9 protein-coding genes are annotated in these 14,862 nt (G+C 73.9%); 7 read left to right on the top strand and 2 right to left on the bottom strand.

The annotated features are described in order from the left end of the window. Window positions 1-28 precede the first annotated feature (28 nt). Complete coding sequence (locus tag ACQPZ4_RS25010) at window positions 29-2,017, bottom strand: helix-turn-helix domain-containing protein (protein ID WP_433065810.1); 1,989 nt, start codon at window positions 2,015-2,017, stop codon at window positions 29-31. A 798-nt stretch (window positions 2,018-2,815) separates the two neighbouring features. On the opposite strand from ACQPZ4_RS25010, the gene ACQPZ4_RS25005 reads away from it, so the two are divergent. The 4 genes from ACQPZ4_RS25005 (at window position 2,816) to ACQPZ4_RS24990 (ending at window position 7,989) form a co-directional block, all read left to right on the top strand. Then, complete coding sequence (locus ACQPZ4_RS25005) at window positions 2,816-4,303, top strand: dynamin family protein (protein ID WP_433065807.1); 1,488 nt, start codon at window positions 2,816-2,818, stop codon at window positions 4,301-4,303. Between the two features lie 79 nt (window positions 4,304-4,382). Beyond that, window positions 4,383-5,234 carry a nucleotide exchange factor GrpE gene (gene grpE / locus ACQPZ4_RS25000; RefSeq protein ID WP_433065804.1) on the top strand — a complete coding sequence of 284 codons (852 nt, stop codon included), beginning with the start codon at window positions 4,383-4,385 and terminating at the stop codon, window positions 5,232-5,234. Continuing rightward, window positions 5,231-7,150: a dynamin family protein gene (locus tag ACQPZ4_RS24995; protein ID WP_433065801.1), complete on the top strand. Its 1,920-nt coding sequence runs from the start codon at window positions 5,231-5,233 to the stop codon at window positions 7,148-7,150. Before grpE ends, ACQPZ4_RS24995 begins: the two co-directional genes overlap by 4 nt. A gap of 11 nt (window positions 7,151-7,161) precedes the next feature. Beyond that, window positions 7,162-7,989 (top strand): hypothetical protein, encoded by an 828-nt coding sequence (locus tag ACQPZ4_RS24990; protein WP_433065798.1) that lies wholly within the window; start codon window positions 7,162-7,164, stop codon window positions 7,987-7,989. Window positions 7,990-8,061: 72 nt separating this feature from the next. Here the strand turns inward: ACQPZ4_RS24990 and ACQPZ4_RS24985 are convergent, their stop codons facing one another. Next, window positions 8,062-9,567, bottom strand: coding sequence for an Hsp70 family protein (locus tag ACQPZ4_RS24985; protein WP_433065796.1), 1,506 nt, complete (start codon window positions 9,565-9,567; stop codon window positions 8,062-8,064). Window positions 9,568-9,671: 104 nt separating this feature from the next. On the opposite strand from ACQPZ4_RS24985, the gene ACQPZ4_RS24980 reads away from it, so the two are divergent. Genes ACQPZ4_RS24980 through ACQPZ4_RS24970 form a run of 3 tightly spaced genes read left to right on the top strand, consistent with a single transcriptional unit; the run spans window position 9,672 to window position 14,853 of the window. Continuing rightward, window positions 9,672-10,433, top strand: a complete 762-nt coding sequence (locus ACQPZ4_RS24980; RefSeq protein WP_433065794.1) for a glycerophosphodiester phosphodiesterase family protein — start codon at window positions 9,672-9,674, stop codon at window positions 10,431-10,433. Further along, window positions 10,424-11,809 (top strand): MFS transporter, encoded by a 1,386-nt coding sequence (locus tag ACQPZ4_RS24975; protein WP_433066643.1) that lies wholly within the window; start codon window positions 10,424-10,426, stop codon window positions 11,807-11,809. The genes ACQPZ4_RS24980 and ACQPZ4_RS24975 overlap by 10 nt, the downstream gene beginning before the upstream one ends. A gap of 56 nt (window positions 11,810-11,865) precedes the next feature. Continuing rightward, window positions 11,866-14,853, top strand: coding sequence for an AfsR/SARP family transcriptional regulator (locus ACQPZ4_RS24970; RefSeq protein WP_433065791.1), 2,988 nt, complete (start codon window positions 11,866-11,868; stop codon window positions 14,851-14,853). The last annotated feature ends 9 nt before the right edge of the window (window positions 14,854-14,862 follow it).

Raw genomic sequence — 14,862 nt, 5'->3', positions numbered from 1 at the left:
CGACCCGGCGTCGTCAAACAAAAATCTCTCACTGGCCGAGCTCCTCGATGGCCAGCGCGGCCGCCTCGGTTCGCGTTCTGGCACCGAGTTTGCGCATTCCGGACCGGATGTGGGTCTCCACCGTCTCGCGGGAGATGCCGAGCTGCCCGGCGATGCGGCGGGTCGGCTCCCCGTTGGCGACGAGGCGCAGCACGTCGCGCTCGCGGTCGGTGAGCTCGTCCCCGGCGCGCCGGCCGCGGGTGTCGCGCCGGATCGAGTGCCGGCGCAGCGCTCGGCGGGCGCGGCCGAGCAGCACGACGAGACCGGCCTCCTCGGCGAGGCGTTCGGCTTCCAGCAGTGGCGGTACCGCCTGCTGTGCCTCGTCCTCGAGCAGGCCCTGGGCGAGCAGGCAGCGCACCTCCTCCCGGCGGGCCAGGGCATGCCAGGCGGCGGCCGCCTCGGCGAAGCGGTCCGGGGCCTTCCACGCCTCCAGGGTCGCCTGGACCGGGGCGAGCGGCACGGTGTCGTCGCCGGCGGTGACCGCGGTCCCGGCGTCGTAGGCGGCCCAGCGGGCGGTGATGCGCCGCAGCCCGTCGACGAGCGGCGTCGACACCGCCGCGTCGGTCGGGTCGAACGCCTGGTCGGGGCGGCCGTCGAGCCACGCCGCCTCGCGGGTCACCCAGTCCAGCACCGGCCCGGCCGAGGCGGGGCGGTTCTGCAGCGCCTCCAGGCGGGCCCGGGCCGGGGCGAGCAGCCCGCCGTCGGCCTCGGCGAGGGACGCGGCGGCGACGGCGTAGCCGCGGGCCAGGGCGGGCAGGGTCCGGTCGGCGAGGTCCCCGGCCCGGCGGACGACCTCGTCGATCTGGTCGCCGCGCAGCGCGTCGCACCACAGCTGCGCGGCCAGGAACCGGGTCTGCCACGAGTAGGCGAGGTCCCCGGCGCAGGCGGCGGCGGCCGCGGCGGCGGCCTGCGAGGCCTCGGCGAGGCGGGCGTCGGCGGTCAGGGTCTCCACGAGCAGCCACGCCGACCAGCGGGCGGCGAGGGCGTCGCCGGCCTGCCCGGCGGCGGAGGCGGCCGACGCGAGGCCGTACTCCCAGCCGGGCTGGCGGGTCCCGGCCCGCACCGCGGCGATCGCGGCCCGCAGCCCCGGATGCGCGGGCGCGTCACCGTGCACGCCCAGCAGCTCCTCGGCCCGCGCGAGGGCGCCGCCGGGGTCGGTGGTGAGCATCGACAGCAGCCGGATGCGGTCCCGGCCGCCGAGGACCTCGGCTGGCACGTCGTCGCCGACGCCAGCGACCGCGGCCGCGGCGGGGACGGGACTGCCCTGCTGCAGCAGCGCCTCGCCGCGCAGCACCGCCGCGACCGGGTCGGTGCCGTTCGCGTCGAGGACCCGCAGGCAGGAGCCGGGACGCCCGGCGGCCAGGGCGGCGCGGGCGGCGGCGATGCGCACCTGCGGCTCCGCGTCCACACCCGGCAGGTCGCAGGCGAGCAGGAGGAGTTCGGCGCGGTCGCCGGAGGACTCGGCGGCCGCGGCGGCGGTCACCGCGACCTGGTACGCCTCGGCGGCGGCCCCCGCGGCGGCCAGATGGCGGGCGGCCTCGCGGGGCGGGACCAGGGTGGCCAGGCGGCGGTGCAGGGCGGCGCGCTCCGACGCGTCCAGCAGGCCGGCGGCGACCTCCGCGGTGTACGGGGAGACCGGTGCCGCCACGCCGTCGGCGAGCTCGACGAGGCCGGTCTCGACCAGCTCGGTGAGGCCCTCGCCGAGGACGGTCGCGGTGACGGGGCGGCCGAGCAGGCCCAGCGCCGCCATCGCGGTACGGGCGGGCCGGGTCAGGTCGGCCAGCGCCCCGGCGACGGTGTAGGCGAGGCCCTTGTCGAGGCCGTCGTCGCGGGGGGTGCCGCCCTGCGCGACGTGTTTGGCCAGGGCGACGACGGCCAGCGGGACGCCGCCGGCCCGGCGGACCAGGTCGGTGACGACGGCGGCCGACGCGGACGGGGCGAGCTGGCGCACGAGCGCGGCGGCGGCGTCGGCGGGCATCGGCGGCATCGACAGCCACGCCCCGGACTTCGCCGCGGCCTCGCGCAGGGCCCGCTCGGCGTCGCCGGGCAGGCGGTGCGGGGTACGCAGGGTGACAACTATCCGACAGTGCTCGGCGATCGCCGGCAGGGCCGCCATCGTCAGCGGATCCGCCCACTGGAGGTCGTCGAGCAGTAGCAGGCCGTGACGGACCCGGGAGCGGACGGCCTCGGCGAGCAGCGGCGCCTCATGTGACGGGAGTCGCACCCGCACCGCCCGGGACAGCGCCAGCGCCGGTACCCCGCGCAGCATCGCGAGGGCGCCGCCGCTGAACACGGGGCCGCGGAAGGACTCCCCCAGGCGCTTCAGCACCCCGGTGCGGCCCGTGCCCGGAGCGCCGGAGATGACGACCAGACCGGGGTTATGCAGGGCCTCGACGGCCGAGGCGATCAGGTCGGCGGGCGGCCACACGGCAGGAACACTCGCCCGGCCCACGACCGCCGACACCACCGCCGGCCCGGCCGCCGGGCCGGCGACGGGCTCATCAGTCGGTGCCTCAGGCACGGGAAGCCTCCATTCCTGGCACGAACATGGGATCCTGCGCGCGCAGGATATTCGTAATGTGTGTGCCGTACGTGCGTGACATGACGGTACTGATCTGCACCCAGGAGCGAATAATGAGCGAGGTCCACCCCTTGGACACCCGAGGGTACGTCGGCATTGTGGCTGAACCCACCGGCCTCGCGCAGTCGGTGATCAGTCTGTGGCCGACGTCGAAGCGGGGCTGAACCCGTGCCGACAGGACCACTCAGCTCCCGTGTGGGTGAACTGTGCGCCGAAGTCGGCAACCGGCTCGGCGGCGCCGCCCAGGCCCAGGTCGTCGACGTGCGCCGGCGCCTCGGTGAGCCGCTGCGGGTCGCGATCGCCGGCCGGCTCAAGTCCGGCAAGTCCACGCTCGTCAACGCCCTGATCGGCCGGCGGGTCGCGCCGACCGAGGTCGGCGAGTGCACCCGGATCGTCACGCAGTTCCGCTACGGCACCTCCGACCGCGTCGACGTCGTCAAGCGCAACGGCAACCGGGTCAGCCTCCCCCTCGACGAGGCCGGCATGATCCCGCAGCGCCTCGGCGTCGCCCGCCACGAGGTCGCCTACGTCGACGTCACGCTCACCAGCGACCACCTGCGCGACCTGACCGTCGTGGACACCCCCGGCCTGTCCAGCGCCAACACGTCCGTGTCCGACCAGGCCCGCCGGTTCCTGTTCTCCGAGGCCCCGATCGACGACGACCTCGACTCCGACTCCGCCGGCGCGCTGTCCGGCGCCGAGGCCATCATCTACGTGTTCACGCAGTCGGTCCGCGACGACGACGTGCAGGCCCTGGAGGCCTTCCGGTCCATCTCCGCCCGGCTGTCGTCCAACCCGATCAACTCCCTCGGGCTGTTCAACAAGGTGGACAAGCTCGCCGGCGGCGGGCAGGACCCGTGGCCGATCGTCGCCCCGCTCGCCAACGACCAGTCCAAGGTGCTGCGCCGGGTCGTCTCCGACGTCGTCCCGGTCGTCGGCCTGCTCGCCGAGACCACCGAGGCGGGCCGGCTCACCGCCGCCGACTGCGAGGCCCTGCGCCAGCTCGCCGCCCTCGCCCAGGGCGAGCGGACCGTGCTGCTGGCCTCCGTCGACCTGTTCACCACCCGCGACTGCCCCGTCAGCCGCGAGGCCCGGGAACGACTGCTCAGGCTCCTCGACCTGTACGGCATCAGCTTCGCCATCGCGCAGCTCGTCGCCAAGCCGACCCTGGCCACCGGCGAACTCGTCCGGATGCTGTTCCAGGCGTCCGGGTTCCCGCGGCTGCGCCAGACCCTCGACCACGCGTTCCGGTGGCGCACCGACGCCATCAAGGCCGGCTGGGCGCTGTCGAGCCTGGAGAAGATCGCCAGCCACGCCGAGCGGCCGCACGACCGGGAGCTGCTCCGCGACGCGATCGAACGGGTCCTGCAGCAGCCCGAGTCGCACCGGCTGCGGCTGCTGGAGGTGGCGCAGCTGGTCACCACCGGCGCCGTCGACCTGCCCGACCAGATGGAGGGCGAGCTGACCCGCCTGGCGCTGTCCAACGACCCCGGCTGGATCCTCAACCTGCCCAGCGCCGACCGCGACTCGATGGTCCGCGCCGCCCTGGACGCCGCCACCCGCTGGCGCGCCTACGCCGTGGCCGGCGCCAGCCCGTCGCAGTCCCGCGTCGCGCTCGTTGCCCACCGTGGCTTCTACCTGCTCTCCCAGCGCATCCGCGGGGGTGGAGCAAATGTCCGATAATCGCAGCGGTACGTCCCGTGTGACCAATCCACCTGCCAGCTCAGCCAATAACCGAGGCCCCCACCCCCAGGAGCCGAAGATGTCCTCCAACAGCCTGCGTCTGCTCGCCGTCGGCGTCGCGCTCGTCATCGCGGTGCTCACCGGCGTGGCGACCGGCCTGCTCGGCGGTGCCCCGAACTGCCCCGCCCAGACCGCGACCGCCGGTGCCAACCCGACACCGACCCAGGTCGAGGGGGCCGGCGCGGCCGGCGGCGCGGTCAAGGCCGGCGGCAACACCCCGGAGCAGCCGGACAACACCGGCGCCGGTACCACCCAGGCGCAGACCCTGCAGACGAAGGCCTGCACCGAGCAGGAGGGCTTCGGCGTCAAGCCGGCCCTGGTCGCGTTCGTCGGCACCCTGTTCGTCGGCGCCGCCCTGCTGCTGTTGCTGCTGCTGGCCTCCCGGGGCAGCGGCCGCGGCGCCACCGCCCCCGTGTCGGCGCCCCCGGGCGGGCGCGCGGGGCAGTCCGACGCCGACCGGCGGGCCCTCGTCCAGGCGTCGATCTACGTGCGGGACCGGGTCACCAGCAAGGCCCTCGGCGACCGGCTCGGCGCCGCCCTGCACGAGGCCGGGGTCACCATCCTGGAACCGGCCGGGGTCCGCTTCGACCCCGCGCACCACGAGGCCGGCGGCACCACCCCGACCAACGACCCGAACCTCAACGGGCAGATCTCCGGCGTCGAGGTCCCCGGCTACGTCGACCGCGACGGACGGGTGCTGCGGGCGCCCATCGTCACCGTGTACCAGTCGGCGCGCACCGCCGGCGGCCCGACCGGCGCCCACCCGACCGTCGGCCGCCCCGCGCAGGCCGGCGGCCAGACCGGCCAGCACCCGGTCGTCCAGCCCAGCCAGCACACCACGCAGCAGCCGCGCAGAGAGCAGCCACGATGACCCAGACCCCGAACGCACCCGCCGGAGCGGCGCCGAAGAAGCCCGCCGACGCCACCGCGGCGCTGGGCAAGCTGCTCAAGGCCGGCGTCGACGGCAGCCTCGCGTACCTGCGCAAGATCGACCCGGACGCGGCCGCCGACATCGACACCGAGCGCCGCCGCGACGTGGTGCGCCCGAAGGTCGTCGTCGTCGGCGAGACCAAGCGCGGCAAGAGCTCGCTGACGAACATGCTCATCGGCGTGCCGAACCTGTCCCCGGTCGACGCGGCCGTGGCCACCGCCTCCTACCTGGAGTTCATGCACAACCCGCAGCACGGCGCCCGCGCCTACATCCCCGGCCGCGAGGACCCGGTGCCGATCGGCCTGGGCGACCTGCGCGACTGGGGCACGGTGCTGGGCCGGATGCCCGACGGGATGCGCCCGCCGCGGCGGATCGAGATCCACCACTCGGCGCCGCTGCTGCAGTACCTGACGCTCATCGACACCCCCGGCACCGGCGGCCTGGACTCGATGCACGCCGAGGTCGCCATGGACGCCGTGGAGAAGGCCACCGCGCTGCTGTTCGTCGTGGACTCCTCCAGCCCGTTCTCCAAGCCGGAGATGAACTTCCTCATCGAGGCCAGCAAGAAGGTCAACTTCGTGCTGTTCGCGCTGACGAAGGTCGACGCCTACCCCGGCTGGCGCAAGATCCTCGACGACAACAAGGGGCAGCTGCAGACCCACGCGCCGCGGTTCGCCTCCGCACCGTGGTACCCGGTGTCGGCGCGGCTGGCGGAGCTGGCGATGCAGATGCCGAAGGACGCCGCCGGCGAGCTGATCCGCGAGTCGCGCATCGCCGAGCTGCAGCACGCGCTCATCGACCTGGCTTCCAAGGGCCACCTGCTGGCGCAGGCGAACGTGCTGCGCAGCGTGCGGTCGGAGTACATCCGCATCGACCAGGAGATCGGTGACCGGATGAAGGCCACCGACCCCGACCCGGCCGACGCCGAACGGGCCAAGGAGGAGCGCCAGCAGGTCGCCACCCGCAAGCGCACCGAGTCCCGGCAGTGGTCCCTGGCGCTGTCCACGGAGACCCAGCGGGCCCGGGTCGAGGCCACCACGCGGCTGCGCAACTACATCACGCAGCTGCAGGAACAGTTCATGGAGAAGATCGACAAGGGCGGCCGCGGCGACATCTCCGAGCTGCCCGCCGAGCTGGACAAGGCCCTGTACGCCCTGTCCGTGCGGCTCTCCCACGACCTCGAGTTCCGCTTCCGCAAGGTCGGCGAGCGGGTCCTGGCCCAGGTGTTCCACCCCAACGAGCTGCAGCACGTGCTGCGCGGCCTCAACGCCCGGCTGCGCCACGCGCTGGGCACCAAGCCCCGCCGCGAGCAGTCCGGCGACGGCGCGATGGTCGTCATGTCCTCGGCCGGTATGGCGATGATGGCCGCCCGCATCCCCGGCATGGTCGGCGGCGGCGCGGCCCTCGGCGCGATCGGCCTGGCCGGCGCCGGGCTCGTCCTGCCCGTCGTCGGCGTCGGCCTCGGCCTCGCCGCCGGCGCCTACATGATCTTCAAGCGGAAGAGCATGGCGGACAAGCAGCAGGCCCGCCAGTGGCTGCGGGAGGTCCTCGGCGAGGCCCGGGCCGCCCTGTCCGACGAGATCATGCACCGGTTCACGGACCTGCAGTACGCGCTGACCCTCGCCCTCGACGAGGCCATCGAACGGCGGGTCAAGCAGCTCGACGCGCACATCGCGCAGATCGACAAGTCCCTGGGCGAGGACAAGGCCGAACGGGCCAAGCGCAAGGCCGCGCTGAACACCGAACGGGAAGGTCTGCGATCCCGCATCAAGCAGGTCGACGAGGTCCTGGTGCGCATCCGCGCCCTGACCCCGTCCGGCCCGGCCGATGCGGGCGAAGCGGCCGCCGAGGCGTAGGGGGTTGACCGATGGACGGGCACTGGCAATGGTCCGAGGGCGACGACGCCGACACCGCTGATCTCGGCGGCGACGACGGCGGCCACGACCTGCACGGCGGCTTCGGCGAGGAGTACGGCGCCGGCTACGACGACGCGGGCGCCTCCGGCGGCTACGACGACGCCCACGGCGGCGCAGGCTACGACGAGCACGACCTCGGCGAGCCGGGCCAGCACCTCAGCGACGGCCACCTCGACGGCGGCAGCGGCGACCTCGAGGAGCCGCTCGGCACCGAGCACGCCACCGCCGAGTACGACGAGTCCGTCCACGACGGCGGCGCGGACCACGGCGGCGGGGAACACGGCGACGACGGCCAGCACCTGAGCGACGGCCACATCGACGGCGGCCACGACGGCGACGCCGACCCGGCCGGCCACGACGCGGGCGGCGACAACGGCGACGACGGGCAGCTGCACCTCAGCGACGGGCACATCGACGGCGCCGAGGAAAGCCACGAAACCCAGGACGGCCACGAGGCGGCGTTCGGCACCGACCCCGACGTCGACGCGTCCGCCGACGACCCGGGCTGGCACGAGGTGCAGTTCCCCGAGGAGCTGCACCTGCAGGACCCGCCCGCCCCCGTCGACGGCTTCCCGTGGATCGACGCCGACGTCCTCGGCGGCCCCGACCACAACCTGTCCGCCGCCTTCGACCCGGCCGTGCACGAGCCGGCCGAACCCGCGGGGCTGGCCCAGTACGAGCACCTCGACCTGCCGCCCGGCACCGACCCGTGGAGCCTGCTGCTGGGCTCCGACGACCCCGGCACGAGCAGCCTCGCCGCGTTCTGGGCGCCGCAATAAAGAACCCCGAGACGACAAGCGCGGCTCTGGTACCTGTGGAGGTACCAGAGCCGCGTTTGTGTTTGTTGCTCTTTAGTTGAGCGCCGTCCACAGCAGGATCACGAAGAGGATCGCGACCAGGACCAGGACGACGACGATCACGGCGATCCAGTTGCGCTCGGCCGCCTCGCCCTGAGCGGCGGGGGCCTGGCGGGCGGCCTGCGGGGGGAACGGGCCCGGGCGGGCGGGGACCACCGGCTGCTGCACGACCGGCTGCGGGGCCGGCTGGGCGCGGAACACCGGCTGCTGCTGCACCACCGGCTGCTGCACCACGGGCGGGCGCTGGACGACCGGCTGCGGGGCGACCACCGGGGGACGCTGCTGCACCTGCGGCATCACCGGCGGGCGCTGCACGGCCGGGGAGACCGGGACGCCCGACATCGGGGCGTTCGTCACCCTCGCCGGGGCCTGCTGCGGCATCGGGCGCTGCTGCGGCGGGACCGTGCGCGGGGTGCCCGACGTGCCGACCGGGGCCACCGCGGCGCCGATGCACAGCGCGCCCTCGACCACGACCGTCTCCGGCTGTTCCAGGGTCGTCGGGGCCACGCCGAGCTCGGTGTGGATGAGGTGCGCCGCGAGGGGGATGCGGGAGGAGCCGCCGACGAGGAAGATGCCGACGAGGTCCTTGGGCTGCAGCCGCGCCGACTCGATGGCCCGGCGCAGGCAGGCGACGGTGCGCTCCAGGTACGGCCGGACGAGCGTCTCCAGCTCCTCGCGGGTCAGGTGCGCGTCGATCTCCATGGACGGCAGGTGGATGTCCGTCGACGCGGTGCGCGACAGCATCTCCTTCGCGCCGCGGACGTCCTCGTACAGCATCCGGCGCAGCCGGCGGTCGGAGGCGTCGGTCGGGTTGGCGAGGGCGGCCCACTTCTCGGCGTGGGACTCCTGGTACGTCTTGCCCAGGTGCTCGACGATCGCGTGGTCGAAGTCGAGGCCGCCGACGTCGGCGAGGCCGTCCTCGGCGAGGACCTCGAAGCCGGACTGGGTGCGGCGGACCACGGTCGCGTCGAACGTGCCGCCGCCGAGGTCGTAGATGGCGAGGCTGCGCCCGACGGGGACCGCGGAGCCGAGCACGGCGGTGAAGTACGACGCGGCGCCGACCGGCTCGGCGATGAGGCGGGGCGTGCCCAGGCCGGAGATGCGGCAGGCCTCCATGAGCAGCGACCGGCGCCGCTCGCCCCACCGGGCCGGGTGGGTCAGCCGGACCTCCTCCGGGGCCCCGCCGAGCTGGCGCCGGGCCTCGGCGTTGACCTGTGACAACACGTGCGCGAACAGGCGCGGGACCGGCATCGAGTGGTCGCCGATGAACACCTCGCCGTCGTCGATGCGCCGCTTCGGGTTGGGCTCGAAGCGGGCCGGGTCGAGCCGCGCGTTGCGCTCGGCGTCCCGGCCGACGAGGACCTTCCCGTCGGTGTTGAAGTACAGGGCAGAGGGCAGCAAGGGGGAACCGTCGAACAGCAGCGGTCGCATCCGCGTGTCCTGGGTGCGGACCATCGCGACCGTGTTCGACGTGCCGAAGTCAATGCCGAGCACGCGCATGTGCGTCACCATACCTTTGCCGTTCCGCGCTCTGCGTCGGCCGTCAAGCCTGCCGTAACCCGCCGTTGCGCGAAGTTGACCCATGATCGCTGCATACTGGCCGCGTGAAGCAGGTGCCCTACCTCGACGCCCCAGGACCGCTGGGCTTCGCCCACCGTGGCGGGGCGGCCGCCGGTGACGAGAACACGACAGCGGCGTTCGCCCGTGCCGCCGGCCTCGGTTACCGCTACATCGAGACCGACACGCACGCCACCGCCGACGGGGTCGCGGTCGTGTTCCACGATGACACGCTGGAACGCCTCCTGGGGCGCCCGGGTCGGATGATCGACTTACGGTGGTCCGATCTCGCGACGGAGCGGATCGGCGGGGCCGCCGCGGTCCCCCGCCTCGACGAGGTCCTCGCCGCGCATCCGGACATCCGGTTCAACATCGACGCCAAGACCGAGCACGCAGTGGCGCCCACCGTCGAGGTCGTGCAGCGGCTCAACGCCCACGACCGGGTGCTGCTCGCGTCGTTCTCCTCCGCCCGGCTGCGGCGCCTGCGCACCCTGGCGGGGCCCACCGTGGCGACCTCCATGGGCATGCGCGAGGTCGCCGGGCTGTTCGCCGCCTACCAGGTCGGACGCCGCTACACGCCCGCCGAAACCGTGGTGGCGGTGCAGATCCCGCCCCGGTACGGCCGGATCGCGCTGGCCACCGCCAAGTTCGTCGACTACGCCCACCGGTGCGGGCTGCAGGTGCACCTGTGGACGATCGACGACCCGGACCAGATCGGCCTATTCCTCGACCTCGGTGTTGATGGCATCATGACCGATCACATCGAGGTGCTGCGCGACGTCTACATCAAGAGGGGCATCTGGCCGTGACGGGCGTTCAGGAAGTCTCCACAGTGGAGTACAGCTCCCGCCGTGAGCGGGTCGGCTGGTACTTCTACGACTGGGCGAACTCGGCGTTCCCGACCACGGTCGTGACGGTCTTCCTCGGCCCCTACCTGACCTCGATCGCCAAGGCGGCCGCGCACTGCCCCGACTCGGGCTGCCCCGACGGCGCCGCCATCCACCCGCTCGGCATCGCGATCGCGCCCGCCGCCCTGTTCCCGTACTCGGTGTCGCTGTCGGTGTTCCTGACGGTGTTCGTGCTGCCGGTGGTGGGCGCGATCGCCGACCGGTCGCCGCGCAAGAAGGAACTGATGGCGTTCTTCGCCTTCCTCGGCGCCGCCGCCACGATCGCGATGCTGTTCCTGACCGGCGAGCGGTACCTGCTCGGCGCCGGGCTGTTCCTGCTCGCGAACATCAGCTACGGCGCGTCCGTCGTCGTCTACAACTCGTTCCTGCCGCAGATCGCCGACGAGCAGGACCGCGACAAGGTCTCGAGTTTCGGCTGGGCCTGGGGCTACCTCGGCGGCGGCACGCTGCTGCTGCTCAACGTGGCCGCGGTGCTCATGAAGGACAGCCTCGGGATGAGCACCGGGGAGGTCGCGCGGTACAGCATCGTCTCCGCCGGCGTGTGGTGGGCCGGGTTCACCACCATCCCGCTGCTGACGCTGCGCAACCGGCCCATCGCCGACGAGCACCTCGGCGCCGCCCGCGGCAACGTGCTCAGCGACGGCTTCCGGCAGCTGTGGGGCACCCTCAAGGGCCTGCGGGCGCTGCCGCTGACGCTGTTCTTCCTCGTCGCGTACCTCATCTACAACGACGGCATCCAGACCGTCATCAGCCTCGCCAGCGTCTACGGCACCGAGGAACTGCAACTGTCCGACGACGTGCTGGTGCCGACCATCCTCATGGTGCAGTTCCTGGCCTTCGCCGGGGCGCTGCTGCTGGGCCGGCTCGCCAAGGCCATCGGCGCCTGGAAGACCGTCCTGGTCAGCCTGGTGCTGTGGACGGTCGTCATCATCGTGGCGTTCTTCATGCCGGCCAAGCAGGCGGTGCTGTTCGTGATCCTCGGCGGCGGCATCGGCCTCGTCCTCGGCGGCAGCCAGGCCCTGTCCCGCTCGCTGTTCTCGCAGCTGATCCCCAAGGGCAAGGAGGGCGAGTACTTCGGGCTGTACGAGATCTCCGACAAGGGCACCAGCTGGCTCGGGCCGCTCGCGTTCGGCCTCGCCCTCGACCTGACCGACAGCTACCGGGTCGCGATCATCGCCCTCGTCGCGTTCTTCGTCGCCGGGTTCGTGCTGCTGCTGTTCGTGCCGATGCGCCGGGCCATCGAGCAGGCCGGCAATACGCCCCCCGCCAAGCTCTGACGTCTCGCTGACTGGTGGGTGTCGTGTACGTGACACCCTGCGTTACTGTTCGGTTCGTGCATTACCGGCTGCTCGGTCCGCTGGAGGTCGATGTCGCCGGCCGGCGGCTGGAGATCTCCGCGACCCGCGACCGGGTCCTGCTGGTCATGCTGCTGCTGCAGCCGAACCGGGTGGTGACGCTGCCCAGGCTCGTCGATGCCGTCTGGGGCGACGCCGCCCCGGTCACCGCCCGCGCCCAGCTGCACACGTGCGTGTCGCGGCTGCGCCGGCAGCTGCCGGGCGCGATCCAGACGGACACCGCCGGGTACCGCGCCGTCGTCGCCCCCGACGAGCTCGACACCCTCGTCTTCGGCCAGCTCGTCGCCGACGGGCGGGCCGCGATGGCCGCCGGGGAGCTGCACACCGCCCGCAAGCACCTGCGCGACGCCCTCGACCTGTGGCGCGGCCCGGCCCTCGCCGGTGTCGACTCCCCCAGTGTCCAGGCCGCCGCCGTCGCCCTCGAGGAGCGGCACAGCAGCGCCCTGGAGGACTGCCTCGACGTCGAGCTGCAGCTCGGGCTGCAGGCCGAGCTGATCAGCCAGCTGACCGGCCTCGCCGAGCAGCACCCGCTGCGGGAACGCCTGCACGGCCAGCTGATGACCGCCCTGGCCCGGGTCGGGCGGACCGCCGACGCCATCGCCGTCTACCTGCGCCTCGCCGAGGTCCTCGACGAGCAGCTCGGCCTCGCCCCGAGTGCCGCCCTCCAGGAGTTGTACCGCGGGCTCCTGCAACCGGCCCCGCCCGCCCAGGACAGCCGGCCCGGCCCGCCGGCCCTGCTCGGCGCCGCCCCCGCCACCCGGGCCATGCCGGTCCCGACCCCGTGGACGCTCCCCCGCGACATCGCCGACTTCTCCGGCCGCGACGACCTCGTCGCCCGGCTCGTCGCCGCCGCCCGGCCCGGCCGCGGCGACGTCCCCGTCGTGCTCACCGTCGACGGCATGGCGGGCGTGGGGAAGACCAGCCTGGCGGTACACGTGGCGCACCTCGTCGCCGACGGCTACCCCGACGGGCGGCTCTTCGTCGACCTGCGCGCCCACGGCGAACGCCCGCCCCTCGCCGCCCACGACGCCGTCGGGCTGCTGCTGCGCCACCTCGGCCTCGACCCCGAACGCATCCCCGCCGACCCCGACGAGCGCGTCGCCCGCTGGCGCAGCGAGCTCGCCCAGCGCCGGATGCTCGTCGTGCTCGACAACGCCGCCGACCCGGCCCAGGTCACCCCGCTGTTACCGGGGGCGTCGGCGAGCCTCGTGCTCATCACCAGCCGCCGCCGCCTCGGCGGGCTCGACGGCGCCCACTCCGTGTCCCTCGACGTCCTCGACGACGCCGAGGCGGTCCGGTTCGTCACCACCGTCATCGGCGAACGCGCCGAGGCCGACCCGCGGGCCGTCGCCGACGTCGTCCGCCTCTGCGGCGGGCTCCCCCTCGCGCTGCGCCTGGCCGCGGCCCGCCTCGCCCACCGCCCCTCGTGGAGCGTCGCCGACCTCGCCGACCGGCTCCGGCAGGCCAACCCGGCCCCGATCGACCTCACCGTCGACGGACGGTCCCCGCACGCCGCATTCGCCCTGTCGTACCGTGCCCTCGACGACAACGCCCGCCGGCTGTTCCGGCTCACCGGCCTGCACCCCTCCGGCGAGTTCGCGGTACCGGTCGCCGCCGCCCTGGCGGACCTGCCGTTTCGTGACGCCGACGAGCTGCTCGGCCGGCTCGTCGACGCCCACCTGCTCATGGAGCCCGTCGCCGGCCGGTTCCGGCTGCACGACCTGCTGCGCGAGTACGCCGCGCAGCTCGCCGCCGACGACCCCGAACACGACGCCGCGACCGACCGGATGCTCGACTTCTACCTGCAGGCCGCGGCGGCCGCGACCCGCCCCTGGGAGCACGGCCGGGCCCGCGGCGCCATCGACGTCGGCGACGTGCAGGCGTGGGTGCCGCGCTTCGCCGACCTCGCCGACACCCGCCGCTGGCTCGACGCCGAGATCGGCAACCTGATCGCCGTCACCCAGCTCGCCGACCGGCTCGGCCGGCACCGGCACACCGTGCTGCTGCCGCGGGCGGTGTGGGGGTACCTGTTCCGGCAGTCGATGAACGACGTCTCCATCGACCTGCACCACCGCGCCCTGGCCGCCGCCGAGGCCCTCGCCGACGACGACCTCGTGGCGATGACCCGCAACTACCTCGCCTCCGCCTACGCCCGCGAGGGCGACCAGGAGAACGCCGCGCACCACCTGAACCTCATCGGCGAGCACCCGAAATGGGGCGCCCGGGCCCGGTCCAACCTCGCCGCCGTCTACCACTTCTCCGGCCGCTTCAGCGAGGCCCTCGACCTCCTCGAGCAGTCGCTGCTGCCGATCTATCCCGCCGAGGACACGGTGTACGCCGGGCAGTGGCCGACCCTCACGATGATCCTGCGGCTGCGGGGCCGCATCGACGAGGCCACCGTCGCCGCCCGCCGCACCCTCGCCGCGGGCCGGGTCAGCCGGGCCGCCGGCACCCAGCTGGCCATCAACGGGGCGATCGAGCTCGCCGTCATCCGCCAGCTCCTCGGCCAGCACACCCTCGCCGAGCTGCTGCTGCGCTGGACCGTCGAGCGGATCCCGCCCGAGGCCGGCACCGCGACGATCTGCGAGGCCCGCAGCTACCTCGGGGTGAGCCTGATCGCCCTGGACCGCCTCGACGAGGGCCTGGCGCTGGTCGAGGCGGCCGCCCGCGACTCCGAGCACCTCGAACCGCACATCGCCTGCCTGGCCGCCAGCAACCACGGCGCGGGCCTGCGGGCGGCCGGGCGGCTGGATGAGGCCAAGGCCGAGTACGCGCGGGCCCTGGAGCGGGCGATGCGGGCCGGGTACCGCTACGAGCAGGCCCGCGCCTACCACGGCCTCGGCCTGTCCACCGACGACCCGCGGCTGTCGCGGCAGCGGCTGCAGGCGGCGGCGGACCTGTACCGGGCCATGGGCGTCACCGAACTCGCCGAGGTCGAAGCGCTTCTGCGCGCCGCCGACCAGTAGGCTTCCTCG

The sequence above is a fragment of the Dactylosporangium sp. CS-033363 genome (genome assembly GCF_050942475.1).
Lineage (GTDB): Bacteria > Actinomycetota > Actinomycetes > Mycobacteriales > Micromonosporaceae > Dactylosporangium.
Note: the sequence above shows the minus strand (reverse complement) of the source record. Positions and strands in the feature narration are given on the sequence as shown.